This is a genomic window from Streptomyces sp. NPDC050743 (assembly GCF_044456925.1).
In the GTDB taxonomy this organism is placed as follows: domain Bacteria; phylum Actinomycetota; class Actinomycetes; order Streptomycetales; family Streptomycetaceae; genus Streptomyces.
The window spans coordinates 46,654-73,139 of record NZ_JBITGJ010000034.1 but is presented as its reverse complement, the minus strand read 5'-3'; the positions used below and the strand labels follow the sequence as shown (position 1 = coordinate 73,139).

The 26,486-nt window shown below is 70.9% G+C and carries 28 protein-coding genes and 2 pseudogenes; 10 read left to right on the top strand and 20 right to left on the bottom strand.

Annotated elements, in window-relative coordinates; all coding sequences use genetic code 11:
* Positions 1–3: 3 nt before the first annotated feature.
* On the bottom strand, positions 4–207 hold the full coding sequence (locus ACIBJF_RS28485) for a hypothetical protein (RefSeq protein ID WP_399177924.1): 204 nt from the start codon (positions 205–207) through the stop codon (positions 4–6).
* A 38-nt stretch (positions 208–245) separates the two neighbouring features.
* Between ACIBJF_RS28485 and ACIBJF_RS28480 the strand changes: the two genes are divergently transcribed.
* From ACIBJF_RS28480 to ACIBJF_RS28470, 3 genes are all read left to right on the top strand, one after another.
* Positions 246–443: a hypothetical protein gene (locus ACIBJF_RS28480; protein WP_399177922.1), complete on the top strand. Its 198-nt coding sequence runs from the start codon at positions 246–248 to the stop codon at positions 441–443.
* A 241-nt stretch (positions 444–684) separates the two neighbouring features.
* A complete protein-coding gene (locus ACIBJF_RS28475; RefSeq protein WP_399177948.1) occupies positions 685–1,704 on the top strand; it encodes an NlpC/P60 family protein in 1,020 nt (339 codons plus the stop codon).
* Positions 1,705–1,950: 246 nt separating this feature from the next.
* Entirely contained in the window at positions 1,951–2,655 is a 705-nt protein-coding gene (locus ACIBJF_RS28470) for a phosphatase PAP2 family protein (protein WP_399177921.1), read from the top strand.
* 30 nt (positions 2,656–2,685) lie between these two features.
* Here ACIBJF_RS28470 and ACIBJF_RS28465 read toward each other — a convergent pair whose 3' ends face one another.
* Positions 2,686–4,242, bottom strand: a complete 1,557-nt coding sequence (locus tag ACIBJF_RS28465; protein ID WP_399177919.1) for an FAD-binding oxidoreductase — start codon at positions 4,240–4,242, stop codon at positions 2,686–2,688.
* Positions 4,243–4,594: 352 nt separating this feature from the next.
* Here ACIBJF_RS28465 and pstS point away from each other — a divergent pair, with 352 nt between their 5' ends.
* The 4 genes from pstS to pstB all read left to right on the top strand — a co-directional run bounded on the left by pstS (position 4,595) and on the right by pstB (position 8,737).
* On the top strand, positions 4,595–5,728 hold the full coding sequence (pstS, locus tag ACIBJF_RS28460) for a phosphate ABC transporter substrate-binding protein PstS (protein ID WP_399177917.1): 1,134 nt from the start codon (positions 4,595–4,597) through the stop codon (positions 5,726–5,728).
* A gap of 115 nt (positions 5,729–5,843) precedes the next feature.
* Positions 5,844–6,851 (top strand): phosphate ABC transporter permease subunit PstC, encoded by a 1,008-nt coding sequence (pstC, locus tag ACIBJF_RS28455; protein WP_399177916.1) that lies wholly within the window; start codon positions 5,844–5,846, stop codon positions 6,849–6,851.
* A complete protein-coding gene (gene pstA, locus ACIBJF_RS28450; RefSeq protein WP_399177915.1) occupies positions 6,848–7,909 on the top strand; it encodes a phosphate ABC transporter permease PstA in 1,062 nt (353 codons plus the stop codon). Before pstC ends, pstA begins: the two co-directional genes overlap by 4 nt.
* Before the next feature lie 51 nt (positions 7,910–7,960).
* Positions 7,961–8,737 (top strand): phosphate ABC transporter ATP-binding protein PstB, encoded by a 777-nt coding sequence (gene pstB / locus ACIBJF_RS28445; RefSeq protein ID WP_399177913.1) that lies wholly within the window; start codon positions 7,961–7,963, stop codon positions 8,735–8,737.
* Between the two features lie 124 nt (positions 8,738–8,861).
* Here pstB and ACIBJF_RS28440 read toward each other — a convergent pair.
* From ACIBJF_RS28440 to ACIBJF_RS28425, 4 genes and pseudogenes are all read right to left on the bottom strand, one after another.
* Positions 8,862–9,229, bottom strand: a pseudogene (locus ACIBJF_RS28440) (hypothetical protein).
* 8 nt (positions 9,230–9,237) lie between these two features.
* A pseudogene (locus ACIBJF_RS28435) lies at positions 9,238–9,485 on the bottom strand (hypothetical protein).
* A 70-nt stretch (positions 9,486–9,555) separates the two neighbouring features.
* Positions 9,556–10,554 carry an anion permease gene (locus ACIBJF_RS28430; protein WP_399177912.1) on the bottom strand — a complete coding sequence of 333 codons (999 nt, stop codon included), beginning with the start codon at positions 10,552–10,554 and terminating at the stop codon, positions 9,556–9,558.
* 7 nt (positions 10,555–10,561) lie between these two features.
* Positions 10,562–11,182, bottom strand: coding sequence for a DUF47 family protein (locus tag ACIBJF_RS28425; protein WP_351805165.1), 621 nt, complete (start codon positions 11,180–11,182; stop codon positions 10,562–10,564).
* Positions 11,183–11,412: 230 nt separating this feature from the next.
* Here ACIBJF_RS28425 and ACIBJF_RS28420 point away from each other — a divergent pair, with 230 nt between their 5' ends.
* Entirely contained in the window at positions 11,413–11,778 is a 366-nt protein-coding gene (locus ACIBJF_RS28420; protein WP_399177910.1) for a metal-sensitive transcriptional regulator, read from the top strand.
* A 10-nt stretch (positions 11,779–11,788) separates the two neighbouring features.
* Here the strand turns inward: ACIBJF_RS28420 and ACIBJF_RS28415 are convergent, their stop codons facing one another.
* Both ACIBJF_RS28415 and ACIBJF_RS28410 read right to left on the bottom strand, forming a co-directional pair.
* A complete protein-coding gene (locus ACIBJF_RS28415) occupies positions 11,789–11,947 on the bottom strand; it encodes a hypothetical protein (protein WP_399177949.1) in 159 nt (52 codons plus the stop codon).
* 101 nt (positions 11,948–12,048) lie between these two features.
* Complete coding sequence (locus ACIBJF_RS28410; protein ID WP_399177908.1) at positions 12,049–12,897, bottom strand: hypothetical protein; 849 nt, start codon at positions 12,895–12,897, stop codon at positions 12,049–12,051.
* Between the two features lie 144 nt (positions 12,898–13,041).
* On the opposite strand from ACIBJF_RS28410, the gene ACIBJF_RS28405 reads away from it, so the two are divergent.
* Positions 13,042–13,221: a hypothetical protein gene (locus tag ACIBJF_RS28405; RefSeq protein WP_399177907.1), complete on the top strand. Its 180-nt coding sequence runs from the start codon at positions 13,042–13,044 to the stop codon at positions 13,219–13,221.
* Here ACIBJF_RS28405 and ACIBJF_RS28400 read toward each other — a convergent pair.
* The 10 genes from ACIBJF_RS28400 to ACIBJF_RS28355 all read right to left on the bottom strand — a co-directional run bounded on the left by ACIBJF_RS28400 (position 13,203) and on the right by ACIBJF_RS28355 (position 23,601).
* Positions 13,203–13,610 (bottom strand): NUDIX hydrolase, encoded by a 408-nt coding sequence (locus tag ACIBJF_RS28400; RefSeq protein WP_399177905.1) that lies wholly within the window; start codon positions 13,608–13,610, stop codon positions 13,203–13,205. The genes ACIBJF_RS28405 and ACIBJF_RS28400 overlap by 19 nt on opposite strands.
* A gap of 19 nt (positions 13,611–13,629) precedes the next feature.
* Positions 13,630–14,778 carry a CHAD domain-containing protein gene (locus ACIBJF_RS28395; RefSeq protein ID WP_399177903.1) on the bottom strand — a complete coding sequence of 383 codons (1,149 nt, stop codon included), beginning with the start codon at positions 14,776–14,778 and terminating at the stop codon, positions 13,630–13,632.
* Positions 14,759–17,113: an RNA degradosome polyphosphate kinase gene (locus ACIBJF_RS28390; protein WP_399177902.1), complete on the bottom strand. Its 2,355-nt coding sequence runs from the start codon at positions 17,111–17,113 to the stop codon at positions 14,759–14,761. Before ACIBJF_RS28390 ends, ACIBJF_RS28395 begins: the two co-directional genes overlap by 20 nt.
* Before the next feature lie 189 nt (positions 17,114–17,302).
* Entirely contained in the window at positions 17,303–18,310 is a 1,008-nt protein-coding gene (locus tag ACIBJF_RS28385; protein ID WP_399177900.1) for an ABC transporter permease, read from the bottom strand.
* On the bottom strand, positions 18,307–19,203 hold the full coding sequence (locus ACIBJF_RS28380; RefSeq protein WP_399177898.1) for an ABC transporter ATP-binding protein: 897 nt from the start codon (positions 19,201–19,203) through the stop codon (positions 18,307–18,309). The genes ACIBJF_RS28385 and ACIBJF_RS28380 overlap by 4 nt, the downstream gene beginning before the upstream one ends.
* The gene (locus tag ACIBJF_RS28375; RefSeq protein ID WP_399177897.1) at positions 19,200–19,586 is read right to left on the bottom strand and encodes a GntR family transcriptional regulator; all 387 of its coding nucleotides are present in this window, start codon (positions 19,584–19,586) and stop codon (positions 19,200–19,202) included. The genes ACIBJF_RS28380 and ACIBJF_RS28375 overlap by 4 nt, the downstream gene beginning before the upstream one ends.
* Positions 19,587–19,678: 92 nt before the next feature.
* The gene (gene mshD, locus ACIBJF_RS28370) at positions 19,679–20,605 is read right to left on the bottom strand and encodes a mycothiol synthase (RefSeq protein WP_399177895.1); all 927 of its coding nucleotides are present in this window, start codon (positions 20,603–20,605) and stop codon (positions 19,679–19,681) included.
* Positions 20,606–21,444: 839 nt separating this feature from the next.
* Positions 21,445–22,158 carry a PH domain-containing protein gene (locus ACIBJF_RS28365; RefSeq protein ID WP_399177893.1) on the bottom strand — a complete coding sequence of 238 codons (714 nt, stop codon included), beginning with the start codon at positions 22,156–22,158 and terminating at the stop codon, positions 21,445–21,447.
* Between the two features lie 49 nt (positions 22,159–22,207).
* Positions 22,208–22,714, bottom strand: a complete 507-nt coding sequence (locus ACIBJF_RS28360) for a MarR family winged helix-turn-helix transcriptional regulator (protein WP_399177891.1) — start codon at positions 22,712–22,714, stop codon at positions 22,208–22,210.
* The gene (locus ACIBJF_RS28355; protein WP_399177889.1) at positions 22,711–23,601 is read right to left on the bottom strand and encodes an NmrA/HSCARG family protein; all 891 of its coding nucleotides are present in this window, start codon (positions 23,599–23,601) and stop codon (positions 22,711–22,713) included. Before ACIBJF_RS28355 ends, ACIBJF_RS28360 begins: the two co-directional genes overlap by 4 nt.
* A 120-nt stretch (positions 23,602–23,721) precedes the next feature.
* Here ACIBJF_RS28355 and ACIBJF_RS28350 point away from each other — a divergent pair, with 120 nt between their 5' ends.
* The gene (locus tag ACIBJF_RS28350; protein WP_399177887.1) at positions 23,722–24,210 is read left to right on the top strand and encodes a MarR family winged helix-turn-helix transcriptional regulator; all 489 of its coding nucleotides are present in this window, start codon (positions 23,722–23,724) and stop codon (positions 24,208–24,210) included.
* A 13-nt stretch (positions 24,211–24,223) separates the two neighbouring features.
* Here the strand turns inward: ACIBJF_RS28350 and ACIBJF_RS28345 are convergent, their stop codons facing one another.
* Together ACIBJF_RS28345 and ACIBJF_RS28340 are read right to left on the bottom strand one after the other, a co-directional pair.
* On the bottom strand, positions 24,224–25,696 hold the full coding sequence (locus ACIBJF_RS28345; protein ID WP_399177886.1) for an ATP-binding protein: 1,473 nt from the start codon (positions 25,694–25,696) through the stop codon (positions 24,224–24,226).
* Positions 25,693–26,427: a response regulator transcription factor gene (locus ACIBJF_RS28340; protein ID WP_055706594.1), complete on the bottom strand. Its 735-nt coding sequence runs from the start codon at positions 26,425–26,427 to the stop codon at positions 25,693–25,695. The genes ACIBJF_RS28345 and ACIBJF_RS28340 overlap by 4 nt, the downstream gene beginning before the upstream one ends.
* Positions 26,428–26,486: the final 59 nt, after the last annotated feature.

Here is a 26,486-nt window from a genome sequence, read left to right as displayed (position 1 = left end):
GCCTCACGTGATCACAAAGTGGTCGAACTCGCCTGCCTGTACGCCGAGTACGGAGGCGTTCCCCTTGTGGCGCGTTGTCGTGACGACGGTCGCCTTTGAGCGGAGGCAGAGGGGGGTGTCGTCGGCGGGGTTCTGGTTGGTGGGGGAGGGTTCCTTCTTGAGGGCGGTGAGGAGGACGGCGAAGGTAGCGGGGGTGAGGGTGCGCAATGCGGAGGCGGGACGTCGGGCCTGCCACCGAACGAGCCATGTCCGTGTCGACCGGCACCTGGGACGCCCTGCACAGCCGGCCTGACAACGGCGCCTGTCAGGACGTGGTGTTGGGGAAGTTCGGGGAGCCGGTGCCGTTGCCCGAGCCGTTCGGAGCCGAGGTCGGCACGGGTGACTTCACGGTGTACGGAGAGGCCGCGCGCCTGTCAAAGAGGGGCGCGACCAGCGACCAGTGAGGCCCCCCGGACGGCCAACTGGGCAGGTCTGTCTCGGGCGGTCCGGACTGCCGTATGCCGGTCAGCCTGATTGACGCCTCGTCGGACAGTGTGCCCAGCGAGCTTTCCGGGACCCTACGGCAGCCCTGCCCGCACGGGCTTCCGCGTCGTCGGCCGGGAGGCCGCGCGAGCGTCAGGAATAGGCCGAAATGTTGGCCGGGGGCAGGGACGTGCCGAGAATGTGGCCTTGAACGGGCCGCGCATGGGGGAGGGTTGGGTCGTGCGCAAAGTGTGGGTGGTGGGCGGCATCGCGGTCGGGCTCGGCCTGAGCTTCGTGATGCTGCTCGTCGTCGGGGTGTACGTCGTCGCCGGCAACCTCGCCAACGGGGTCGGCTCAGGCAGTGTGGGACTGGCCAAGGGGGCTGTTCCGGCGGCGTACAAGACACTGGTGCAGAGGTGGGGCAATCTGTGCACCGCCCTCAACCCCGCCTTGCTGGCCGCCCAGTTGTATCAGGAGAGCGGTTTCAACCCCAACGCCGTGAGCCCGGCGAAGGCGGAGGGGATAGCGCAGTTCATTCCCGGGACGTGGGCGACGCACGGGGTCGACGGCAACGGCGACGGCGTCCGCAACGTCTGGGACCCGAACGACGCGATTCCGTCGGCCGCCGCGTACGACTGCGAACTCGCCAAGTACGTCAAGGACGTGCCCGGGAACGTCTCGGAGAACATGCTCGGCGCCTACAACGCGGGCGCTTACGCGGTGATCAAGTACGGGGGCGTGCCGCCGTACCAGGAGACCCAGAACTACGTGAAGACGATCACGACTCTGTCGAAGAGCTTCGCCGCACCCGTGACCCGCGTCGACCCCACCCAGCAAGCCGCCGGCGCCATCGCCTTCGCGCAGAGCAAGTTGGGGACGCCCTATCTGTGGGGTGGTGAGGGGTCGGCCGAGCAGGGTGGGCGGTTCGACTGTTCGGGGCTGACGCAGGCCGCGTACGCGAAGGTGGGGATCACGCTGCCGCGGGTGGCCAATGATCAGTACAACGCCGGGCCGCATCCGTCGCGTGATCAGTTGCTCCCGGGTGATCTGGTGTTCTTCTCCACCGACCGCGGCGACTCGCGGGCCATCCACCACGTGGGGATCTACGTGGGCGGCGGGTACATGATCGACGCGCCGCGGACGGGGGCCGTCATCCGGTTCGATCCGATCGACACGCCGGATTACTTCGGCGCCACCCGCGTCACCGAAGATGGCGCAAAAGCGCTTCCCACGACGGTTTGACACGGTGTGACCGAGCGTGAACCAACCCCCTGAGCTGCGGCGATGAGTCTCTCTTCGATAACGTCTGCGTGATCATTCAGTGGAGAGTGGAACGTATTGATGGGGACCGTGCGTTCCTGTTGACGTAGCCGAGCGGACGTCAGTACGGGCAGTGCGGCAGTGCAGCGGAAGCGGATCTACGAACCACGGGGGTAGGAGCGGCGCACACGAGGTGCGTCCGGTAGACGACGAAGGGGCCGCAGCACCATGGCTGTACTCGCCGAATCCGGATCGAACCCCGACGTCGACCTGCTCTACGACATCAATGGCCTGGCCAAGGACGCGCCCCACTGGTTCGACCGGCTCATGGAGTTCGTCGGTGAGTACGGGCTGTTGGTCGCCATGGTGCTGCTCGTGCTGTGGTGCTGGTGGTCCGTGCGGCGCCGGGGCGCCGAGGACGCCGCGGCCTCCGTGGCCGCGCTGGTGTGGGCGCCCCTCGCGGCCGGTATCGCGGTGCTGGTCAACATCCCGATCCGCGGCTTCGTGGAACGGCCCCGCCCCTTCGTCGATCACCAGGGCCTGGACGTCCTCGTCTCCGGCAAGACCGACTTCTCCTTCGTCAGCGACCACGCGACCATCACCATGGCGCTGGGCGTCGGCCTCTTCGTCGCCAACCGCCGCTTCGGCATCGCCGGTATAGGGCTCGCGCTGCTTGAGGGATTCTGCCGGGTCTACATGGGCGTGCACTACCCGACGGACGTCGTCGGCGGCTTCGCGCTCGGTACGGCCGTCGCGCTGCTGCTCTCCCCGCTGGCCTCGGCGCTGCTCACCCCGCTGATGCGAGCGGTGGAGCGGTCGCCCCGGGCGGGGTGGATCGTACGGACGCGAGCGGCGGGCGGGGCACGTGAGGGGGCGCTGCTTCCGGCCGCCCGTACGTCGGTGGAGTCCGAGGAACGGGACCTCGCGGCGTAGCCGACGGCACCGCGCCGCCCCCGCCCCGTCTCACAGCCCCTGCGCGTACGAGAAGAACCTCTCCGGGTCGTACTGCTTCTTCACCTTCCCCAGCCGGGTCACCGCGTCCCCGTAGTACGCCGTCTTCCAGTCCCGCAGCGTCGGGTCGGTGTAGTTCTGGTACGCCGCGCCGGAGGCGTACGGCTTCATCGCGTCGTGCGCCGAGGTCAGCCAGGACTGGGCGGTGGTGCCGGAGGCCCCCGCGCCCCAGGACGCGATGTACTGGGCCAGCATCCGGGAGCGGCGGTGGACGAAGGCCGTCGCCGTGGGGGAGACGCGGTTGACCGCGCCGCCGAGGGCGGTGAACGCGATGCTGCCCGCGCCGCCGCGCACGGAGGCGATCTGCCGCAGCACCGTCTGGATGCCCGCCGGGGAGAGGGAGCGGTCGAAGAAGTCGGAGCGGGCCGCGTACGTCTCCCGGCCCAGCCCGCCCTGCGGGGAGCGGCCCGGCGTGGAGCCCGGCAGGTGGCACTGGGCGTCCGTGGAGAAGGAGGAGCAGCCGGCGTAGACCTCCATCGCCTCCTCGTAGCTCCGGCGGCGCAGGCTGACGGAGGAGGCGTTCGCGCCGGCCGCGTGGGCCAGGCGGTCGACCGCGTTCTGGAGTTCGCCGTAGGTGCCGAGGGAGAAGCAGGCCACGGAGATGGTGGGGGTGCGGCCCGGTGAGCACGCCAGGTGCAGGGAGGACCAGATCTCGTCGGGCTGGCTCGGGCCCCACTCCTGCCAGGCCTTCAGCACGGCCGCCGCCTTGGACCACGGCCATGTCATGTACGCCGTCACCGCCTGCGGAGCCGGGTGGGTCTTGAACTGCAGCTCGGTGACGACGCCGAAGTTGCCGTTGCCGGCGCCGCGCAGCGCCCAGAAGAGGTCGGAGTGCGAGGACGCGTTCGCCGTCACCTGGGTGCCGTCCGCCGTGATGACCGTCGCCTGGGTGAGGCTGTCGCAGGTCAGGCCGTAGGCGCGGGAGGCGACGCCGTGGCCGCCGCCGAGCACCAGGCCGGAGACGCCGACGGTGGGGCAGGAGCCCGCGGGTATGGTCACGCCCTTCGCGGCCAGCGCCCGGTAGACGTCGATCAGCTTGGAGCCGGCGCCGACGACGGCCTGGCCGCCGGACACGCGTATCCGGTTCAGCCGGGACACGTCGAGGACGAGGCGGTTGTCGCCGGAGGAGTAGCCCGCGTAGGAATGGCCCCCGTTGCGTATGGACACCCGCACGCCATGGGCATGGGCGTAGGCGAGGGTCGTACGGATGTCACCGGCGTGCGCGACGTACGCCACCGCGGCGGGCTTCAGGCCGTCGAAGCGGGTGTTGTACAGCTGGTGGGCCGTGGTCCAGCTCGCGTCGCCGGGCCGGACCAGGGTGCCGTCCAGGTCATGGGCGAGGGCCGTCCAGTTCGCGGCGGCGTTGGCGCTGGTGGTCTTGAGGGACGTGAGCGAGGATGAGCCCGTGCTCGCCGAGGCACTGGACCTGCCCGCGCCCGAGCTGCAGCCGGTCAGTGCGGTCGCGGCCACTACGGCCGTGCCGCCCGCGATGAACGTACGCCGTTCCATGCCCATCGTCCTGTGTCGCCTTTCCGCAGGCCTCCTTGGCCTTTCCTGGAATGAGACGGCGCCACGGGCGCGTTGGTTCGTAACAGTTCATGCACAGGGAAACGGCCACCGAAGACGTGTGCGTGCGACCCGATTGTCGGAACCTCCACGTGCTCTCCCCGTGAGCATTCCGTGACCTAACCAGGCCGACGGCAGGGGTTCACCCTCCGTTCACTTCCGGCCATCGGCGGCTTCACCTGTTCTGCCTAATTTCGGCCGTGCACGGTGCGGAGCGCGGCCATATGCGCTCGCGCTACCTCCCTACACCTCGCACGCCGCCGACCGCGGCGGCTCCTGGAAGGAACTCCCGAAAGTGAAGCTTCAGCGCAAGAACCGGCTGCGCGCCCTCTCGCTCGGTGCGATCGCCGTGACCGGCGCCCTGGCCCTGACGGCGTGCGGCTCCGACGACAACGGTGGCGGTTCCAAGGCGTCGGGCAGCCCGTCCGGCTCCGCCAACGCCTCCTCGATCAAGTGCGACGACGCCAAGGGTCAGCTGCTCGCAGACGGCTCCTCCGCGCAGAAGAACGCGATCGACGCCTGGGTCAAGGAGTTCTCCCAGGCCTGTGGCGTGCAGATCAACTACAAGGGTGGCGGCTCCGGTGCCGGTGTCACCTCCTTCAACCAGGGCCAGCTGGCCTTCGCCGGTTCCGACTCCGCGCTGAAGCCGGACGAGGTCACCGCCTCCAAGAAGGTCTGCTCCGGCGGTCAGGGCATCGACCTCCCGATGGTCGGCGGCCCGATCGCCCTCGGTTACAACGTCCCGGGTGTCGACAGCCTGGTCCTGGACGCTCCGACCGTCGCCAAGATCTTCGACAGCAAGATCACCAACTGGAACGACCCGGCGATCAAGAAGCTGAACCCCTCGGTGAAGCTTCCCGACCTCAAGATCCAGGCGTTCCACCGCTCGGACGAGTCCGGCAGCACGGACAACTTCACCAAGTACCTGATCGCCACCACCCCGAACAACTGGAAGTACTCGGGCGGCAAGGCCTGGCAGGCCAAGGGCGGCCAGTCCGCTCCGCAGTCCGCGGGTGTGGCCCAGCAGGTCAAGCAGACCTCCGGCGCCATCGGCTACTTCGAGCTGTCCTACGTCAAGGACGGCATGAAGGCCGTCTCCATCGACACCGGTGCCAGCAAGCCGGTCGCGCCCAGCACCGACTCCGCCACCGCCGACATCGCGGCCGCCAAGGTCGTCGGCACCGGCAATGACCTGTCGCTGAAGCTGGACTACGCCACCAAGGCCGAGGGTGCCTACCCGATCACCCTGGTGACGTACGAGATCGTCTGCGACAAGGGCAACAAGGCGGACACCCTGCCCGCCACCAAGGCGTTCCTGCGCTACATCGCCAGCGAGGACGGTCAGAAGATCCTCTCCACGATCGACTACGCCCCCGTTCCCGACGCGATCATCAGCAAGGTCCGCACCACCATCGAGGGCCTGAGCTGACCTGATCCGAAAGTGCGGCCCGTGCCCGACAGGGCCCGGGCCGCACCGTCCGGTGCACCGCCGCCACGAGCCGCCGCCCCGCGTGGGCGGCCGGCTCCGCAGACCGGAGAACCCGATGGACATATCGACCAAGACAACTGACGCACCTCCCCCCACGCCCCAGCCCTCGACGGCCGAGCAGAAGCGCAACGCCCGCGGCGCGAGCCGCCCGGGTGACCGCGTCTTCCTCGGCCTTTCCCGTGGGTCCGGCATCCTGCTGCTGGTGATCATGGCCGCGATCGCGGTCTTCCTCACCTACCGTGCCTCCCTCGCGATCAGCAAGGACCACGGCAACTTCCTGACCACCTCCGAGTGGAACACCAACCTCACCCCGCCGACCTTCGGCATCGCGGTACTGGCCTTCGGCACGATCGTCTCCTCGGTCATCGCCATGCTGCTCGCCGTCCCGGTCGCGGTCTCCATCGCGCTGTTCATCACGCACTACGCACCGCGCCGGCTCGCCGGTCCCGTCGCGTACGTGATCGACCTGCTCGCCGCCGTGCCGTCCATCGTGTACGGCCTGTGGGGCGCGCTGGTCCTCGTACCGCACATGAACGGCCTCTACGGCTGGCTCGACGACTTCTTCGGCTGGACCGGTATCTTCTCCTGGGACAAGGGCGCCCCGCGCTCGATGCTCACCGTCGGCATCCTGCTCGCGATCATGATCCTGCCGATCATCACCAACGTGAGCCGCGAGGTCTTCCGCCAGGTCCCGCAGATGCACGAGGAGGCCGCCCTGGCCCTCGGCGCCACGCGCTGGGAGGTCGTCCGGATGTCCGTGCTGCCCTTCGGCCGCTCCGGCGTGATCTCCGCGTCGATGCTCGGCCTCGGCCGCGCGCTCGGCGAGACGATGGCCGTGGCCACCGTGCTCTCCCCCGACTTCATCATCCACGCCAGCCTGCTCAACCCGGGCGGCGGCACCTTCGCCCAGAACATCGCCAGCAAGTTCAGCGAGGCGACGGAGTTCGGCCGGGACGCACTCATCGCCTCCGGTCTGGTCCTGTTCGTCATCACCCTGCTGGTCAACGGCGCGGCCCGGATCATCATCGCCCGCCGTGCGGAGTACTCGGGGGCCAACGCATGAGCACCGCATCCGTCACGCACAAGCGCCACAGCACCCTGCGCGGCGCCAGCCTGCCCACGTGGTCGCCGTGGGCGATCGCCGCGGGCTCCCTCGCCCTGGGCATCGGCATCTCCCTGGCCGCCGGCCTGGACAGCAAGATCCAGTGGGGTCTGATCGCCGCGGTCCTGTTCGTCCTCGGTACGTACGTGATCGCCGCGCGCGTCGAGGGCCGCCGGCAGGCCAAGGACCGCGTCGCGACCAGCCTCGTCTGGGTCGCCTTCCTGCTCGCCGTGGTGCCGCTGGTCTCCCTGATCTGGGTGACCGTCGCGCGCGGTGTGAAGGTCCTGAACGTCTACTTCCTCACCCACTCCATGGGGGTCGTCGCCGACACCGAGCCCGGTGGCGGCATCTACCACGCCATCATCGGTAGCCTGGAGCAGGTGGGCCTCGCCACCCTGATCGGCGCGCCGATCGGCGTGCTCACCGCGATCTACCTGGTGGAGTACGGCCGCGGCCGGCTCGCCAAGGCCGTCACCTTCTTCGTCGACGTGATGACCGGCATCCCGTCGATCGTCGCGGGTCTGTTCATCCTGTCGCTGATGCTCATCTTCAAGATGCAGCCGTTCGGCTTCGCCGGTTCGCTGGCCCTGGCCATCCTGATGATGCCGGTCGTCGTCCGCTCCACCGAGGAGATGCTCAAGCTCGTCCCGAACGAGCTGCGCGAGGCGTCCCTGGCGCTCGGCGTGCCGAAGTGGCGCACCATCCTGAAGGTGGTCCTGCCGACCTCCATCGGCGGTATCACCACCGGCATCATGCTGGCGATCGCCCGTATCGCCGGTGAGACCGCGCCGGTGCTGCTGCTGGTCTTCGGCAACCCGTTCATCAACAACAACCCCTTCGAGGGTGCGCAGGCGTCGCTGCCGCTGTACATCTACCAGCAGTTCGCGAACAGCGCGGGTTCCGGAGCGGCGTACGACCGTGCGTGGGCGGCCTCGCTCACGCTGATCGCCTTCGTGATGATCCTCAACCTGGTGGCCCGCGGCATCGCCCGCTGGAAGGCCCCGAAGACCGGTCGCTGAGTCGCGGCCAACCTCGGCGACTGACAAGACTTATCTGGAAGTGAAGTAGACATGGCCAAGCGAATCGACGTAAGCGGACTGACCGCCTACTACGGCTCCCACAAGGCGATCGAGGACATCTCGATGACCGTCGAACCGCGTTCGGTGACGGCGTTCATCGGCCCCTCCGGTTGCGGCAAGTCGACGTTCCTGCGCACGCTGAACCGGATGCACGAGGTCACCCCCGGCGGCCGCGTCGAGGGCAAGGTGCTTTTGGACGACGAGGACCTGTACGGCGCCGGGATCGACCCGGTGTCCGTCCGCCGCGAGGTGGGCATGGTCTTCCAGCGCCCGAACCCCTTCCCCACGATGTCGATCTTCGACAACGTGGCGGCGGGCCTGCGCCTGAACGGCAAGTACCGGAAGGCGGAACTGAACGACATCGTCGAGAAGTCCCTGAAGGGCGCGAACCTCTGGAACGAGGTCAAGGACCGTCTGAACAAGCCGGGCTCCGGCCTGTCCGGCGGCCAGCAGCAGCGCCTGTGCATCGCCCGCGCGATCGCGGTCGAGCCGAAGGTCCTCCTCATGGACGAGCCCTGCTCCGCCCTGGACCCGATCTCCACCCTCGCCATCGAGGACCTGATCGGTGAGCTGAAGGAACGCTTCACGATCGTCATCGTGACGCACAACATGCAGCAGGCGGCGCGCGTCTCGGACCGTACGGCGTTCTTCAACCTGGCGGCCGTGGGCCAGCCGGGCCGGCTGATCGAGATCGACGACACCGAGCGCATCTTCTCCAACCCGTCGGTGCAGGCGACCGAGGACTACATCTCGGGCCGCTTCGGCTGAGCCGAAGCCGACGTCATAGACCCCTCGCGGTGCTGCATGGCGGTGCCACCGCGAGGACGCAAGAGGGCCCGCCCCCGGCTCCCGGGGGCGGGCCCATTGCGTTCGGGGACGGCCGTGAAGGCCTTCACGGACCGAGGCCCAGCACGCGCACCGGCTCGCCGATCCACCGGTCCGGGTGGTGGTGGCGATGATCGCCCCGTCGGGACGGGCCGGGGTGGGCTGAGCGGCGTGGAGACAGTGCGCCGCGGCCCACGTGTGCTGCCGCGCCACGGCCAGGGCCGCGGGCAGGTCCAGGTCCAGGACGGTGATGCCGGGCAGGGCGGCGAGATGTTCTGCCGTACCGGGACGGGCCCGGCCGGCTTCGACCAGTGCGCACGCCGGGGCCTACAGGTGCCAGCCGGTCTCCGCGTGGGCGCGGTGGATCAACCGGGAGGCAAGGACATGGCCCCGGCCGGCCGCGGCGATGGCGGTGTCGTCCAGGACGATGTGCATCGAGTCGCTCACCGGGCCGCCGCCCGGGTCGGCCGGCGGTCCAGCTCGCTGTCGAGGTCCCGTTCCTCCGCAGGACTGGGTGCGTAGCCCATCCACTCCTTCAAGGCGGCGCGGGCCTGCTCGGCCCGTTCGGCGGGGGTGAGCAGGGTCTCGGCGAGCCGCGGCAGGTAGGCGCGCAGCGACATCCCCTCGGCGCCGCTATGGCGGCGAGCCGGTTCCGGGCTTCTTCGGGGATACGGGCGTTGGCGTCGGACATCCTCGACTCCGCTGCACGTCACGGGTACGGGTACGTACCCGTGATCTATGGCGTGCTCTCGGGAGCCGGGCTACAGCACCGTCAGCTTCTCCACGCCGAAGGCCAGCGCGGCGACCACCCCTGCCGCCGGCATCGTGATGAACCAGCCCAGGACGATGTTCTTGGCCACGCCCCAGCGGACGGCGTTCAGGCGCTTGGTCGCGCCCACGCCCATGATCGCCGAGGTGATGACGTGGGTCGTGGAGATCGGGGCCTTGAAGAGGAAGGCCGTGCCGAACATGATCGAGGCGCCGGTGGCCTCGGCCGCGAAGCCCTGCGGGGGGTCCAGCTCGATGATCTTGCGGCCCAGGGTGCGCATGATGCGCCAGCCGCCCGCGTAGGTGCCCAGGGACAGCATCACCGCGGAGACGATCTTCACCCAGACCGGGATCGGGTCGCCGAAGGTCTCGTGGCCGGAAATCACCAGTGCCATGACGACGACACCCATCGTCTTCTGGGCGTCCTGGAGGCCGTGGCCGAGGGCCATGCCGGCCGCCGAGACCGTCTGCGCGATACGGAAGCCGCGCTTGGCCTTGTGCGGGTTGGCCCGGCGGAACAGCCACATGATCGCCATCATGACGAGGTAGCCCACGATCAGGCCGACCACGGGGGACAGGAACATCGGGATGATGATCTTGTCCAGCACGCCGTTCCAGTGGACCGCCGTGCCGCCCGCCAGGGCCGCGCCGACCAGGCCGCCGAACAGGGCGTGGGAGGACGAGGACGGCAGGCCGAAGTACCAGGTGATCAGGTTCCAGGTGATCGCGCCGAGCAGGGCCGCGAAGAGGATGCCCATCCCCGTCGAGCCCGAAGGCGTCTCGATCAGGCCTTCGCTGACGGTCTTGGCGACGCCCGAGCCCAGGAAGGCACCGGCGAGGTTCATCACCGCGGCCATGGCGAGGGCCGCCCGGGGTGTGAGCGCTCGCGTCGACACCGATGTCGCGATCGCGTTCGCCGAGTCGTGGAAGCCGTTGGTGTACGTGAAGAAGAGCGCGACCAGGATGGTCACGATGAGGGCGAAGGTGTCCATCGACGCCTCAGGACTCCTTGACGGCGATGGTCTCCACCGTGTTCGCCACGTGCTCGAACGCGTCCGCCGCCTCTTCCAGGACGTCCACGATCTGCTTGAGCTTGAGCACCTCGATCGCGTCGTACTTGCCGTTGAAGAGGTGGGCCAGCAGCTTGCGGTGGATCTGGTCCGCCTGGTTCTCCAGGCGGTTGACCTCGATCCAGTACTCGGTCAGGTTGTCCAGCGTGCGCAGGTTCGGCATCGCCTCCGCCGTCAGCTCGGCGGCCCGGGCCAGGACCTCGATCTGCTGCTCGACGCCCTTCGGCAGCTCCTCGACGTTGTAGAGGACGACCAGGTCGACGGCCTCCTCCATGAAGTCCATGATGTCGTCCAGGGACCCGGCGAGGGAGTAGATGTCCTCGCGGTCGAACGGCGTGATGAACGAGGAGTTCAGCTGGTGGAAGATCGCGTGCGTGGCGTCGTCACCGGCGTGTTCGGCGGCCCGCATGCGCTCTGCGATCTCGGCTCGGGCAGGTGCGTCCGCCCCGAGCAGTTCCATCAGGAGTTTCGAGCCGGTGACGATGTTGTCCGCGGATGCGGCGAACATGTCGTAGAAGCTCGTCTCCCTGGGGGTCAGACGAAAGCGCACGTGGGGTCCTCGGGGTGCTTCGGTTTCGGTCAGGCTGATGCTAGGCGCATCATCCGGCCACGGCTATCGGGCCGCATCCCAGTGTCGCCCATCGGCCAGATTGATCAGCACGGGGGCGGACCAAGGGCTCCCTACCCCGCAAAGTTGGTTACCATATACCCAGTAGGGGTATGTATCCCCGATTGTGTCCACAGCTTGTCCCGCAGCTCGTCCCGAGATGGAGGCCCGCGATGACGACGACCGAGGCCGGCGCCACGGCTCCCTCCGAGACACCGGGCGGGACCGTGAGTGAGACCGAGCACACTCCGCACGCCACGCACGGCTACCACAAGCAGAAGGACGAGCACCTCAAGCGGCTGCGCCGGATCGAGGGGCAGATCCGCGGTCTGCAGCGGATGGTCGACGAGGACACCTACTGCATCGACATACTGACCCAGGTCTCCGCCTCCACCAAGGCGCTGCAGTCGTTCGCGCTGCAGCTGCTGGAGGAGCATCTGCGGCACTGCGTGGCCGACGCGGCCCTCAAGGGCGGTGACGAGATCGACACCAAGGTGGACGAGGCGACGAAGGCGATCGGCCGCCTCCTGCGCTCCTGAGAGCGGGGCGCTAGTCCGCACGTTCCTCGGACACCCGCAGCACCTCGTCGATGCTCTCCAGGCTGAGCCGGTCCTCGGCCGCGGAGGCCGCGATGATCAGCTCTCCGCACAGTTCGATCTCGGCGAGGGCCACGTGGTCCTGCACCGCCGTACCGCCGACCGGAGCCACGCGCCTCACCTCTTCTCTGCCGTCACCCACTTCCTAGAGTAGGGAGCGCTCCACACACCGCGCATGGCACGGACGGGCTACTTACGGGGTGGTGCCGGGGACTAGTCGCCGTCCTCGGCGATACGGCCCGCGTAGATGTCCGCCGAGCGCGGCAGCCGTACGTCGGCGGGGGCACCGAAGTCGTAGAGCAGGGTCGTCGAGGCGACCGCCACGGGGGTCTTCTGCCTGCCGTTGACGAAGCTGAAGCGCTGCCTGAGCTTGCGGATGCGGCCCTGGTCGTCGAGATAGGCGTCGAACGGCACTTCGGCCGTGGCGAACCCTTTCGCCGCCGCGGCCAGCGGCTCCCTGTTCGCGGCGGAGGCCTTCCGGGCCGCGCTGCCCAGATCCGCCGTGCCCCGGTAGTGGCGCACGGCCGTGCCGCCGACCTCGGTCCTGCCGACATAGGTCGCCGTCCGCGTCCCGCGCAGCACCTCGGCGGCAGCGTACGGGTCGGTCGCGCCGCCGGTGACCAGGTTGCCGTCGGACAGCGTCGCGGTGTCCACGCGGACCCACTTGTCGGCGGGCACGCCCGCGCCCCGGTTCTTCATGAACAGGGCGCCGGGGGCGAGGAGTTCGGTGATCGGCTGGTGCTCGGAGGTGCCCGCAGGGTCCTCGGGCAGGACGACGGTGAGGCGGCCGAGCCGGTGCCGGTAGTCGTAGACGCCCTGGCCGCGGATGGTGACCCGGGTGCCGCCGGTGGCCATCTCCATGGAGGTGGTGGCCTTGGAACTGCCCGCGCCGCGCAGGGTGTCCACGGCCCGGTGCAGGACGGCGACCGGGTCGCCCCCGCCCTTGACGTCCTCGGCGGCGGCCCCGCTGCCGGAACAGCCCGTGGCACCCGCTCCGAGGCCGAGCATGATGCCGACCGCGACGACCGTCCTGCCCGCGGTCCTGTGCTGCCGCCGTTCCATCGCCTGCCTACCCCCAAGCCGGTACGTCCGTCACGGGCCCCTGTCGTCCGGCTAACGACGGGTAGGGGGACACCGTCACGCGCTGTCGGGGGGCGGGGAAGGCCATACGAACCCTTTAACCGCGGTGTCGGTAACGTTGTCAGCGTGGCGCAGCAGGAGGGGCCGGAGCGCGTCCGGCAGGGGCACGGCCAGGAGCACCTCACCTCGACGGCGGAACAGGGCCGCTTCTGCCTGGCCCGCTGTACCTGCGGCTGGCGCGGTCCGGCCCGCCGGGCCCGCAGCCAGGCCCGTGCGGACGCGGAGGCTCACGCGGCGGAGCGGTGAAGGGCGTCGACGAGCCCGCGGTCGCGGGGCTGGGTGAGGCGGGTGCGGGCCGCGGTGGGGGAGAGCCACAGGATGCGGTCCACCTCGGCGTTCGGGGCGAAGTGCCCGGAGACCGCCTCGGCCGCCCAGTAACGCACCTGCTTCGGGCGGCCGTTGGCCAGATATCGCATGGTCGGCAGTTCGGCGCTGGGCACGGCCGTGTACCCGGTCTCCTCCGCGACCTCCCGCAGGGCGCCCGCGAGCGCGTCCTCGCCGTGCTTGAGCTTGCCCTTCGGATGCGACCAGTCGTCGTACTTCGGCCGGTGGACCAGACAGATCTCCAGGTCGCCGGAGACCGGCGAGCGGCGCCACAGCACGCAGCCGGCCGCCCGCACCAGGGTGTCGCTCACACCGCCTCCTCAGGGGGACTCAGGGTGCGCTGACGGTCTGCTTCTGCCAGGCCTGCTGGAAGGCGAACCTGGCGGCCTCCACCTCGTGCCGCTGGTCGGCGTGGAGCACGCCGAGCGCGTACGCCGTCGCCGGGGCGATCCGGGGCGTACGGGCGGCCTGGGCCGCCGCCGCTGCCGCCTCCGAGGCGTCCCGGTGCCGGTTCAGGGCCTGACCGGCCGCCAGCAGGCGCGTGTCCACGGGCAGTCCCCCAGGCTCTCGGCTTCGCTCGAGCTGGGAGGTGCCCCCACCGCCGTGCAGCGCCTCCTGGGCGTACCGGTGCAGCCGCAGCAGCAGCCGGACCTGGTGCCAGGGGCCGTCCTGGGCGTGCGGGGCCGGGTCCGGGGACAGTCCGTGCACCAGGGCCTCCGCGTTGTACGGGTGGCCCGCGACGACCAGCGGAAGACCTGCGATGGCGTCTGTCAGCCGTTCCTCCGCAGCGGCTGCCAGGGGGCGCAGGTCGGTCGTGGGGGCGGTGGGGGTGAGGGGGACCTCGCTGGCGAGTACGGCGACCTTGTCCGCGACCGCGTGGAAGCGGCTCGATCCCAGCGCCTGCAGGGCCGTGGAGTGAGCCCGGGTCCGGGCCAGGGTCAGCTGGCGCTCGAGCAGGGCGCCCGCTTTCGCCGCGCCCACCGTGAGGTTGCCGCGTTCCGGCGCGGGGCTCGCCGGACCGCTGGAGCCGAGCGGTGCCGTCGCGCCCACCTCGGCGGACGTCACCTGGCCCGGGAAGGCCGTCGCCCCGGACAACCGGTGCAACGCCAGCAACAGCCGCTCCAGCCGCGCCTCGTACGCGTGCTCAAGCCCCAGCGTGCCCGACAGCCACGCCAGTTCGGGGCGCATCTCCTCCGACCAGTCGGGGTCGAGGAGCGGACGGAAGGTGTGCAGGCTGCCGCTGATGCGGCGGGCCGAACGGCGCAGTGCGCGCGCCGCGTCGACGGACTCCGCCGTGCCCTTCTCTGCGCCGTTCGCCTGAGCTCGCGCGGGGCCGCCCCCGTTCGCACCGCCGGTCTCACGGTGCAGGCGCAGGGCGCGGAGGAACTCCGTGGCCTGGGCGCGCAGATACGCCGCGAGAGCGTCCCCGGTCACCACCCGGGCCGTGGGGTCCGTCGGGTCAAGGTGTTGCTGTGCCACGCCGGCGCCTCCGGGCGTCTATGAGCATCTCCTGGACGTTGCGCAGGGGTTGGCCGTCCGCGTCGGTCGCGTGTCGCGTCCACTCGCCGTCCGGACCGAGGTGCCAGGAGGAGGTCGAATCGGACATACCGGTGTCGAGCAGCCGGTTGAGGGCTGCCCGGTGGGCGGGGTCGACGACCCGCACCAGGGCCTCTATCCGGCGGTCGAGGTTGCGGTGCATCATGTCGGCGCTGCCGATCCACACCTCGGGCTCGCCGCCGTTGCCGAAGGCGAACACGCGGGAGTGCTCCAGGAAGCGGCCGAGGATCGAGCGGACCCGGATGTTCTCGGACAGGCCGGTGACGCCGGGGCGGACGGCGCAGATGCCGCGCACCCAGATGTCCACCGGCACGCCCGCCTGGGAGGCGCGGTAGAGGGCGTCGATGACCGCCTCGTCGACCATCGAGTTGACCTTGAACCGGATGAACGCCGGACGGCCCGCGCGGTGGTGCTGGACCTCCTTCTCTATCCGCGAGATCAGGCCGTCGCGCAGGGACTTGGGGGCCACCAGCAGGCGGCGGTAGGTCTCCCGGCGGGAGTAGCCCGACAGGCGGTTGAAGAGGTCGGAGAGGTCCGCGCCGACCTGCTGGTCGGCGGTGAGCAGACCGAGGTCCTCGTACAGGCGCGCCGTCTTCGGGTGGTAGTTGCCCGTGCCGACGTGGCTGTAGCGGCGCAGCGTCTCGCCCTCCTGGCGGACCACCAGGGACAGCTTGCAGTGCGTCTTCAGGCCGACCAGGCCGTAGACGACGTGGCAGCCGGCCTCCTCCAGCTTGCGCGCCCACTTGATGTTGGCGTGCTCGTCGAAGCGGGCCTTGATCTCGACCAGGACGAGGACCTGCTTGCCGGACTCGGCGGCGTCGATGAGCGCGTCGACTATCGGGGAGTCGCCGGAGGTGCGGTACAGGGTCTGCTTGATCGCGAGGACGTCCGGGTCGGCCGCCGCCTGCTCCAGGAAGGCCTGCACGGACGTGGAGAAGCTGTCGTACGGGTGGTGCAGCAGCACGTCCCGGGTGCGCAGGGCCGCGAAGATGTCCGGCGCGGACGCCGACTCGACCTCGGCGAGGTCGCGGTGGGTGCCGGCGACGAACTTCGGGTACTTCAGCTCGGGCCGGTCGAGGCTGTGGATGCGGAAGAGGCCGGTGAGGTCGAGCGGACCCGGCAGCGGGTACACCTCCGCCTCGCTGATCTTCAGCTCGCGGACCAGCAGGTCCAGCACCTCGCGGTCGATGGACTCCTCGACCTCCAGGCGCACCGGCGGGCCGAAGCGGCGCCGCATGAGCTCCTTCTCCAGGGCCTGGAGCAGGTTCTCGGCGTCGTCCTCCTCGACCTCCAGGTCCTCGTTGCGGGTGAGGCGGAAGGTGTGGTGCTCCAGCACCTCCATACCCGGGAACAGCTCCTCCAGGTGCGCGGCGATGACGTCCTCGATGGGGACGTACCGGCCGGGGCTGCTCTCCAGGAAGCGGGACAGCAGCGGCGGCACCTTCACGCGCGCGAAGTGCTTGTGGCCGCTGACCGGGTTGCGTACGACGACGGCCAGGTTCAGGGAGAGGCCGGAAATGTACGGGAAGGGGTGCGCGGGGTCGACGGCCAGCGGGGTGAGGACCGGGAAGATCTGGTGCCGGAACAGCGTGAACAGGCGGGCCTGCTCCTTGTCGGTCAGCTCGTTCCAGCGGACCAGGTGGATGCCCTCGTCCGCGAGCGCGGGGGCGACGTCCTCGTGGTAGCAGGCGGCGTGCCGGGCCATGAGCTCGCGCGAGCGGGCCCAGATCATCTCCAGCACCTCGCGCGGCTGCAGCCCGGAGGCGGAGCGCGTGGCCACACCGGTGGCGATGCGGCGCTTCAGACCGGCCACCCGGACCATGAAGAACTCGTCCAGGTTGCTGGCGAAGATCGCGAGGAAGTTCGCACGCTCCAGCAGCGGTGTGTTCGGGTCCTCGGCGAGTTCCAGGACGCGCTCGTTGAAGGCGAGCCAGCTGCGCTCGCGGTCGAGGAAGCGGCCCTGTGGCAGGAGGGTGGCCTCGGCCTTCGACTCCTCGTACGCGTCGAGATCCGCGTCGAGGTCGGGTTCGAGGTCGGAGACCGCTCCCTGCGCGACTTGCGTGCGGTGCGCGGCTATGGAGCCCACGTCGGGCTGGATGCGCTGGACCTCTGCCTGGGTGTCTTGCTGGCTCATGACCCCATTCTTCCGCGCCACGGGCATTACGGGCGCGTCGGAACGTGCGGGCGGGAGCGTCACGGCCCCGTTCCCCACGGGCCCCTCGGGGGGCGGCGAAGGCTCTGGCACGGCGGGCTTCATTGGCCGAGCGTCGCAAGTCCGGCTGAATCGATGGTTACGGAGACATGACGTGCGGGATAGCGCGGGGCGGCTCCCGGGGGTCCTGGTTGCGAAAAGCGAGGCCGGTGACGCGCCCCATGGGGCGCGCGGAACCGCGCGGGCGGCCACGACGGACCCGCGGCCGCCCGCGCACCCTCGGCCCAACGGCGATCAGGCGGAGACGAGGACGCCCTTGGTCCCGGCGGCCGTGGCCGTCCCGGCCGCCGGGAGCGCTCCGGTCTGCCGGCGCAGCACCAGGTAGGAGGCGAGCACCAGCAGGCCGGTGACCGCCAGGAACAGCGCGCTGGTGGTGAGCTGGAGGGGCCAGTAGTGAGAGTAGGGATGGTAGGTGTTGAAGTAGCCGACCGCGTGCACGGAGGCGCGGTCGCACGCCCCGGAACCGCAGGACACATGCTCGCCGGTCCTGGTCACGAGGCCCTGGGCGACGATGAGGCCGTCACCGCGGTAGCCCTGGTGGAGGTCGCCGATGCGGGTGAGCGCCGGCCACAGATGGGGCAGCAGCTGCTGGGCCACGCCGGCGACGCCCACGGTGAACAGCGTGCCGACGACCAGCGCGGGCAGCGTACGGCGCAGAGCCAGGCCCGCCAGGGTGCCGGCCGCCAGCCCGGTCAGGGCCAGCGCGGCGGTGGTGGGGCCGTTGGCGTGGAAGGTCGCGAGGTCGTACCAGCGCTTGGCGGAGTGGATCCGGCCCAGCCCCGCCGACCAGGCGCGGTGGTGGAGCCAGAACAGCAGACAGGTGCCGGTGGCGATGAGGGCCGCCGGGACGGCCAGCCGGACGGTGAGCCAGCGGGCCGGGGAGGTGCCCTGGGTCCAGGACAGCCGGGCGGTGCCGGTCTCCATCTCCCGGCCGGTCAGGGCGGCGCCGGCCCAGGCGGCCACCAGGAAGGGCAGCGCGATCAGGGCGTCGGTGGCGTAGTCGTAGTAGTCCTTGTAGCGCAGGATCGAGGCCTGGTCGTACGTGCATACACCCATGTCCATGTCGCAGGCGTCGAACTGCCGCCAGCCGGCGGCGGCCGCGTCGGCGAGCGGTCCGGCCAGGGCGAGCTGCACGGCGGTCAGGAGGATCACCAGGCCGGCGAAGGCGTACAGCGCGGGGCGGTGCAGCCGCAGCAGCCAGCGGGCGGTGCGGGGACGTGGGGCGGTCGGCTCGGTGCTCACGCGGCACTCTCCTCGGTGACGGCCAAAGCGGTGGTCAGGGCGGGGGCCTCGGGATTGCGCAGGTGGGCGAGGACCAGTTCCTCCAGCGTGGGCGCCGCCGTGCGCCAGCCGGCGGGCAGCGCTCCCGCCGGGCGGATCAGCGCGGTCAGCTGGCGGCCGGTGACCCGGGACTCGACCACGGCGTGCCCGTCGAGGCCGGCGGAGTCGGCGGCGCCGGTGACCCGGAGGTGGGCGGCGAGCAGGTCGTCGATCTCGCCGGCCAGCCGGATCGGGCCGCCGCCGACGAGCAGCAGATGGTCGCAGGAGTCCTCCAGTTCGGCGACGACGTGGGAGGACATCACGATGGTGGTGCCGAACTGGGCGGCCTGGGCCATCAGCGTGCCCATCAGCTCGTGCCGGGCGAGGGGATCGAGGTCGGCCATCGGCTCGTCCAGGAGCAGCAGTTCGGGCCGCTTGCCGAGGGCGAGGGCGAGCGCTACCCGGGTGCGCTGGCCTCCGGAGAGGGAGCGGATGCGGGCCCTGGGGTCCAGGTCGCCGCCCGCGACGACGTGCTCGGCGGCGGCCGCGTCCCAGTGCCCGGGGTTGAGGTCGGCGCCCATGCGCAGGATCTCGGCGATCGTGAGCTGCGCGTAGAGCGGCTTGTCCTGGGCGACGTAACCGACCCGCGGTCGGGCCGTGGCCGGAGTGGCGCCGAGCGCCCGCAGCCGGTCCTCGGTGGGCGGGAGCAGCCCCGCGGCGAGGGCGAGCAGCGTCGACTTGCCGGCGCCGTTGGGCCCGACGACGGCGCACACCCGCCCGGCGGGCAGCCGGAAGGAACAGTCGCGCAGCGCCCAGCCTCCCCGTCGCCCGAAGCGCTTGCCGAGGCCGGTCGCCTCGATCGCCGTGTCGCTCATGAACGTTCTCCCTGGAAGTGCGTGTCGAGTACGGCGGTGAAGAGTGCGGCCACGTCGTCCCGCTCCAGCCCGGCGCCGCGTGCCCGCTCGGCCCATGCCTCCAGTTCGGTACGGAGGGAGGGGTCGGCCGGGGTGGTGCCGAGCGCCCGCCGCACGAAGGTCCCAAGACCCCGGCGCGCCTCCACCAGTCCCTCGCGTTCCAGTTCCCGGTACGCCTTCAGGACGGTGTTGGGGTTGATCGCGGTGGCCTCCACGACCTCACGTGCGGTGGGCAGCCGGTCTCCCGGCCGGAGCAGGCCCATGCGCAGGGCCTGTTTGGTCTGCTGGACGATCTGGACGTAGGTGGCGACCCCGCTGTGCCGGTCGATGCGGTACTCGACCATGCGTTGAACCACCCTTTCACTAATTGAGTAGTGAAAGGGTGGTGTAAGGAAGGGGCGGCCGTCAAGCCGGCCGCCCCTCGTCCTGCCGTATGTCAGGTTTCCGTGCGGTACATCAGGTCCGTCTCGTATGTCGTGAAGCCCAGCCGCTCGTACACCGACACCGCCGCCTGGTTGTCCGCGTCGACGTAGAGCATCGCGGTCGGCAGCTGCTGGACGGCCAGGTGGCGCAGGCCGATCGTGGTCAGGGCCTTGCCGAGGCCGCCGCCCTGTTCGCCGGGGCGGACCCCGAGGACGTAGACCTCGCCCAGCCCCTCTTCGGCGTGCACCTTGGTCCAGTGGAAGCCGATCACCTCGCCGCGCCGCTCGGCGAGGAAGAACCCGGCCGGGTCGAACCACGGCTCGGCCTTGCGGTCGTCGAGGTCCCGCTGGGTCAGCGATCCCTGCTCCGGGTGGTGGGCGAAGGCGGCCGCGTTGACCGCGAGCCAGGCCGCGTCGTCCTTGCCGGGCACGAAGGTGCGCAGGCTCACGCCCTCCGGCAGCATCGGGTCGGGCAGCTGAAGATCGGTCAACGGCCGCCGCATCTGCCGCAGTTCGCGGAACAGGGTCAGGCCGAGCACCTGGGCGAGATGCCGGGCGGCGGGGTGCCCGCCGTGCGCCCACACCCGAAGCCGCTTGCCGGAGGCGGCGAGCAGCGCCGAGCCGAGCGCCCGGCCGTGCCCCTGCCCCCGGTGCACGGGGCGTACGACGAGTTCGGCGGCCGGTGCCTCCACCGGGTCGGTGTCCTCCAGTTGGGCGTAGCCGACGAGTTCGCCGTCGACGCTCAGCAGCAGATGCGAAACGCCCTCGCGGGCCCCGCCGCGCAGTTGCAGCCGGCCCTGTTCGGACACCGGCTGCTGTCCGTCGACCGCGGCGGCCTCGGCGAGCAGGGCCCGCACAGCCTGGGCCTGGTCCGGGGTGAGCGCGGAATGGGTCTCGATGGAGCGGGCGGGGAAGGCCCGTACGGTGTCGTCGCTGCTCATGCGTAGAGGGTACGGCAGCCACCCCGTAAAACCCATGTGAATGGCGCCGTGCTTCCCGAAAACTCCTCTGAATTACTCGTGCCGGAATTGTATTTTCCCGGCTTTCGAATGCCGTAATGTTTTCGGTGCAGAAATTCACCGGCATGAATCACGGAAAACGGAGAATGGCTGCGTCGTAAGGCGGAACTCACCGGTTGTCGCGTGGTCGCACCGGTGTCCCCGCGCTCGCCGCGCTGGTCGGTCGTCCCGGTGATCCCCTGGCCACCTGGACCGCCGCGAGATTCGTGCTGCGATTGCGCGCGGCCGTCTTCCGTCACGTCCAGGACCCGCCGTCTTCTACGCCACCGCCGCCTTCTGGCTGGGCTGGGGCCTGGCCCTGGTCACCTTCGTCCTCGCGCCCCTCGCGACGGACCGGAAACGGCTCGACCGCGAGGCCCGCGCCTGGGTGCGGGCGAGCGTGCGCTGTGCGTGCTCGCGGTGATCGGGCCGGGCGTCTGGGAGATCTCCGCCGCCCGTATGACCCTCGGTCAATTCCGCGCGTTTGCCGCCTTCCTCGGCCGGCGCCCGCCGCATCGGCGAGATCCAGGACGCCGAACCCGCCGTCACCGACCCCGCCGACCCGGCCCCGCCGTGGCCCGCCCGCGGCGCCTCCCCGCGGAACGTCGGATTCACCGCGCAGTCGGGCGAATTGGCGCTGACAGGGGCGCGGGCGGCGCCGGCAGGTCCGCCCTGGCGGGGCTCCTCACCCCCGACGGCTACGGCACACCGATCGCCCGGGAACCGCCGCCCTCTCCGGCGCCGGCGGGCGACGGCACCGTGATCGCGCGCCGGTGAAGCCCCTAGCGCGGCAGCCGCAGGGCGCGGGCGGCGCAGTACTCGGCGAGCAGGAGCCCGAGCAGGCCGTAAGCGGCCAGCGGTATGACCAGGAGCAGCAGGAAGAGGTTGGCGGGTGCCCCGGCGAGGTCCTCCGTCAGCGCGACCACGATCATGAGGGCGAACACCACCACGGCGGCGACGCTCGCCCACTGCCATCCCCGGCGTCGCCCGGCCTGCCGCAGGATCCGTTCCTCGGTCTCGGCCCGCTGCCCGTAGGGCATCCCATACCGCCAGGCGGCCTCGCGTAGGGCCCCGACCTCGGCGTAGGGATCGTCCAGCTGCCACTCGTTGATCTGCGGCAGCAGGAAGCGGCGGCCCGCGGAGTCGTACAGGTAGGCCGGCCACCGGGGATGGACGTTGAGGGGCTGGTTGCCGGTGTCCTCGATCCGGATGTCGTACACGGCGGACCAGGCCCAGGTACGCGCCCGCAGGGGGCCCTGGCGGGTGATTCCCCGGGTCGTCACCACGGTGTGCGCCCGCCACTCCGCCAGGACGCCCCACACGCCGACGGCCACGAAGGCGGCGAGCGCGACGGGGGTCCACCAGACCGGTGCGGAGTGGCGGGTGCGGATGGTCTGCAGCGCCGCGTTGGCCAGCAAGATGAGCGGCAGCAGCGCGGTCTGCGGAGGCCGTCTTCGCTGCCTGCGGTACACCCGTGTCGGTCCGCCGTCGTCCATGGAGATCCCCTCCCCGGCGCACCGGAGAGGGTGCGCGACCGAGGAGAGGCTAGACCTCGTGCGCGGGGCGGCGCGGAGGGGGTGGGCGAAACGATCCGCCGCCGTGCGCCCGGGCGTCTACGCCGGTGCCGCTGTGGCGGTGCCGGGCGAGGCGGCGGTCTCGGCGTTGTGGGTCATGCGTTGCAGGACGTGGGGCGGTGCGGTACTCGGCCGCCGATATCCCGGTCATGGACAGGTCGCGGAACGCCTGGACGCGCTCGGTGACGGCGGCCAGCCGGCGGCGGCCGTCGGGGGTGAGGGCCAGTCGGTGGGGGGCGGTGCGGGTCGCCCAGCCGCCCGAGAGTACGGCGTCGACCGAGGCCGTCAGCGTGCGCACGTCGGCGTGGGCGGCGAGTGCCGACAGGACGGCGGAGTCCGTGGCCTCGGGCGTGGTGTCGCGGATGACGTTGAGGACCTGCCAGTCGAGGCGGGTGAGACCGAACTCCGACAGGACCCCGTTCATCGCGCGGGTGAGGGCCTTGTCGGCGCGGTTGAGCCAGTGGCCGATGGGTTTCACGCGGGGGCTCCTTCGGTGCGGGGCGCGTTCCGCAGGGCGGGCCAGTCCTGCCCGGCCGCCCAGCCGGCGAAGGTGTGCCAGCCGACCTCGGGATACGCGCGGCGCAGGGCCGGGGCGTCGACGTCGAGGCCGGTGGTGGTGAAGTAGGCGAACATGGCCGCCAGGTCCGTGGAGTGGGTGCGGACGATGTCGAGGCCGACCTCGTGGTGGGTGATCGGGCGGCCGGCGGCGGTGGTCAGGGCGGCCGCGATCTGCTCGGGGGTACGGGTGTCCGAGGCGATGTCGATACGGCGGCCCAGGAACTCGGCCCGGCGGGTGAAGGTCAGTGCGGCGAACGCGCCGATGTCGGCGGCGGGGATGAGGGCGAAGGGCCGGTCGGCGGGCATGGGCCAGCCGAAGACGCCTTCGCGCAGTCCGGAGAGGGTCCAGCCGCCGGCGTAGTTGTCCATGAAGGCGGCCGGCGCGATCACCGTCCGGGGCACGCCGGAGGCGCACAGGTACCGCTCGATCTCGTGCTTGCTGTCGTAGTGCGGGACGCCGGTGCCGCGGTCGGCGTGGGCGGCGGAGGTGAGGACGACATGGGCGAGGCGGGCGGCCGCAGCGGCGTCGACGAGGGCTCGGCCCTGGCGTACCTCGGTTTCGGTGTCCGTGCCGAAGGGGGTCGTGACCGCGAACAGCGCGTCCGCGCCGGTGAGGGCCGTGTCGAGGGAGGCGCGGTCGTCGAAGTCGGCGTGACGGATCTCGGCGCCGAGGGCGTGCAGGGCCCTTGCGGCCGGTGCGTCGGGGTCACGGGTCAGGGCGCGGACGTGGTGGCCGGCGGTGAGGAGGGCGCGGGCGGTGGCTCCGCCCTGGGCGCCGGTGGCGCCGGTGACGGCGACGGTGAGCATGGGTGTCCCCCGGTGGATAGGATGACCGACGATGATTGCTGCGCGACGCAATAGCTGCGTCGTGCAGGAGAGTAGCCGAGCTTTGCTGCGCCGTGCAGTGTTTTTTGGGAGGCGAGCCACGTGACGGACGCGACCGACCCGCGCCGGGCCCGGCTGTACGAGGAGCTGTCGACGGAGTCGCGGCGCTATCTGGCGTCGTACGTGCTGTTCAACCAGGCCGTCGCCGACCATCTCGGCCTGCACCCCACCGATGTGCAGGCCCTGAGCCTGCTGACGGCCGAGCCCGAACCGCTCACGGTCCGGCAGATCGCCGACATGACCGGCCTCACCACGGGCTCCGCCACCCGGCTGGTGGACCGGCTCGAACGCGGCGGCTATGTGGCCCGCAGGCCGGACGCGCGGGACCGCCGACGGGTGCTGGTCACCCCGGTGCCGGAGCGCATCGCCCGGGTCACCGCCGTTTGGGACGAGCTCGGCCGTACCTGGCAGACGCTGTTCGACGACCACAGCGAGGACGAACTGCGGGCGATCACCCGCCACATGCGCCGCGCGAACGAACTGAGCCGCACCCAGATCCAGCGACTGCGCGCCCTGCCGAAGCCGGAGTGAGGCGACGGCGCGCTCAGCCGACCAGGGTCTCGGTCGTCTCCGGCGGCGGCGTCGGCGCCCCCGGCAGCCGTACCGTCGCCACCGTGCCGCCGCCCTGCGCGCGGGACAGGGTGACCTCGCCGCCCGCCTGCTGGACCGTGCGGGCCACGATGGACAGGCCGAGGCCCGAGCCGGGCAGGGCACGGGCGCTGGGGGAGCGCCAGAAGCGGTCGAAGACGTGCGGGAGCTCGTCCTCGGGGACACCGGGGCCGTGGTCGCGGACGGTCAGGACGCCGTCGGCGAGCCGCACCTCGACCGTGCCGCCCTCGGGGCTGAACTTCACCGCGTTGTCGAGGACGTTGACGACCGCACGCTCCAGCGCGGAGGGCTCGGCCCGGACGTACCAGGGCTCCAGGTCCGACGTGATCGTCAGCTCCGGGCCGCGCAGGCGGGCACGGCGCAGCGCCGCCTCGACCGTGTCCTGGAACGACACCAGCTGGACCCGCTCGCCGCGCTGCCCCTCCGAGCGGGACAGCTCCTGCAGGTTGCCGATCAGCGCGGCCAGTTCGGTCATCTGCGCCTTCACCGAGGCGAGCAGCTCCTTGCGGTCCTCCGGCGGGAGCGGACGGCCGGTCTCCTCGCTGCGGGTGAGGAGCTCGATATTCGTGCGCAACGACGTCAGGGGCGTACGGAGTTCATGGCCGGCGTCGGCGATCAGCTGCTGCTGCAGGTCCCGGGAGCTGGCCAGGGAGGCGGTCATGGAGTTGAAGGACCGGGAGAGCCGGGCGACCTCGTCCTCGCTGTCGTCCTCCACGGGGATGCGGACCGTCAGGTCTTCCGTCCGGGCCACGTGCTCCACGGCCTCGGTGAGCTTGTCGACGGGGCGCAGGCCCGCCCGCGCGACGGCGAGGCCCGCGGCGCCGGCGCCGATGACTCCTATGCCGGAGACGAGCAGGAGGATGAGCGCCAGTTCGTTGAGGGTCTCGTGGGTGCCCTTGAGGTTCGCGGCGACGATCAGGCCGACGTTGGGGCCGGCCTGGCCCGTGGTCCGGTCGGTGGTGGAGCCGAGCGGCCGGGTGACCACCCGGAGGTCGTTGCCCTTGCTGTCGGTGCCGTTGCGGAAGTACAGGTGCCGGATGTCCCCCGCCTTGATCTCGTCCTTGTCGGCCTGGGTGACCTTGATCTTGTCCGGGGAGTTGCCCACGAGACAGGTCGTGCCGTTGTCGGTGACGACCTGCGAGTACCTGTCCTGGAACTGGTACCCGGGGGACGTGCGCTGCGGAGTGTCGACACAGTCGTTGAGGGCGATGTAGGCCTGCTGGATCTGCCCGGGCCCGCCCATCGCCTTTTCCAGCTCGTCGTCGACCTGCTGGTACAGCCTTCCCTCCACGATGAACCAGCACGTCACCGAGACCGCCGCCACGGCGAACGCCACCGCCGCCGCGACCAGCATCGCCAGCCGGGCCCTGATCGGCAGGGTCCGGTAGCGCCGTACCAGCCTGCTCACTCGGCGCCGCCCTGCCGCAGGACGTATCCCACGCCCCGCACGGTGTGCACGAGGCGCGGTTCGCCGCCGGCCTCGGTCTTGCGGCGCAGGTACATGACGTAGACGTCGAGGGAGTTGGAGGAGGGCTCGAAGTCGAAGCCCCAGACCGCCTTCAGGATCTGCTCGCGGGTGAGGACCTGGCGCGGGTGCGCCATGAACATCTCCAGGAGGGTGAACTCGGTGCGGGTCAGCTCCACCTGCCGGCCGCCCCGCGTCACCTCACGGGTCGCGAGGTCCATGCGCAGGTCGGCGAAGGTCAGCGCCTCGTCCTCCTGGGCCTCGGCGGACACCGCGGCCGCGTACGAGCTGCGGCGCAGGAGGGCGCGGATACGGGCGAACAGCTCGTCCAGCTCGAACGGCTTGACCAGGTAGTCGTCGGCGCCGGCGTCGAGGCCGGTCACCCGGTCGCCGACGGTGTCGCGGGCCGTGAGCATGAGGATCGGGGTGGTGTCACCCGCCCCGCGGATGCGGCGGGCCGCGGTCAGGCCGTCCATGCGCGGCATCTGGATGTCCAGGACGACCAGGTCGGGCTTGTAGGCGGTCGCCTTCTCCAGCGCGTCCGCGCCGTCGACGGCCACCTCCGTGTCGTACCCGTCGAAGGCGAGGCTGCGCTGGAGCGCCTCGCGTACGGCCGGCTCGTCGTCGACGATCAGGATGCGCTGGGGGTCACGGTCGCCTTCGGCGGGGCTCATGGCTCGCGGTTCCTCGGGGTGCGGTGGTTGGGGTGGACGGGGTGTCGCTCTGCGTCTCG

Bases quoted from the DNA above. Each gene is read 5' to 3' on its own strand.
- ACIBJF_RS28480 (WP_399177922.1), top strand. From the start codon at position 246: ATGTCCGTGTCGACCGGCACCTGGGACGCCCTGCACAGCCGGCCTGAC.
- ACIBJF_RS28475 (WP_399177948.1), top strand. From the start codon at position 685: ATGGGGGAGGGTTGGGTCGTGCGCAAAGTGTGGGTGGTGGGCGGCATC.
- ACIBJF_RS28470 (WP_399177921.1), top strand. From the start codon at position 1,951: ATGGCTGTACTCGCCGAATCCGGATCGAACCCCGACGTCGACCTGCTC.
- ACIBJF_RS28465 (WP_399177919.1), bottom strand. From the start codon at position 4,242: ATGGAACGGCGTACGTTCATCGCGGGCGGCACGGCCGTAGTGGCCGCG.
- pstC (WP_399177916.1), top strand. From the start codon at position 5,844: ATGGACATATCGACCAAGACAACTGACGCACCTCCCCCCACGCCCCAG.
- pstA (WP_399177915.1), top strand. From the start codon at position 6,848: ATGAGCACCGCATCCGTCACGCACAAGCGCCACAGCACCCTGCGCGGC.
- pstB (WP_399177913.1), top strand. From the start codon at position 7,961: ATGGCCAAGCGAATCGACGTAAGCGGACTGACCGCCTACTACGGCTCC.
- ACIBJF_RS28430 (WP_399177912.1), bottom strand. From the start codon at position 10,554: ATGGACACCTTCGCCCTCATCGTGACCATCCTGGTCGCGCTCTTCTTC.
- ACIBJF_RS28420 (WP_399177910.1), top strand. From the start codon at position 11,413: ATGACGACGACCGAGGCCGGCGCCACGGCTCCCTCCGAGACACCGGGC.
- ACIBJF_RS28410 (WP_399177908.1), bottom strand. From the start codon at position 12,897: ATGGAACGGCGGCAGCACAGGACCGCGGGCAGGACGGTCGTCGCGGTC.
- ACIBJF_RS28390 (WP_399177902.1), bottom strand. From the start codon at position 17,113: ATGAAGCCCGCCGTGCCAGAGCCTTCGCCGCCCCCCGAGGGGCCCGTG.
- ACIBJF_RS28380 (WP_399177898.1), bottom strand. From the start codon at position 19,203: ATGAGCGACACGGCGATCGAGGCGACCGGCCTCGGCAAGCGCTTCGGG.
- ACIBJF_RS28375 (WP_399177897.1), bottom strand. From the start codon at position 19,586: ATGGTCGAGTACCGCATCGACCGGCACAGCGGGGTCGCCACCTACGTC.
- mshD (WP_399177895.1), bottom strand. From the start codon at position 20,605: ATGAGCAGCGACGACACCGTACGGGCCTTCCCCGCCCGCTCCATCGAG.
- ACIBJF_RS28365 (WP_399177893.1), bottom strand. From the start codon at position 22,158: ATGGACGACGGCGGACCGACACGGGTGTACCGCAGGCAGCGAAGACGG.
- ACIBJF_RS28355 (WP_399177889.1), bottom strand. From the start codon at position 23,601: ATGCTCACCGTCGCCGTCACCGGCGCCACCGGCGCCCAGGGCGGAGCC.
- ACIBJF_RS28340 (WP_055706594.1), bottom strand. From the start codon at position 26,427: ATGAGCCCCGCCGAAGGCGACCGTGACCCCCAGCGCATCCTGATCGTC.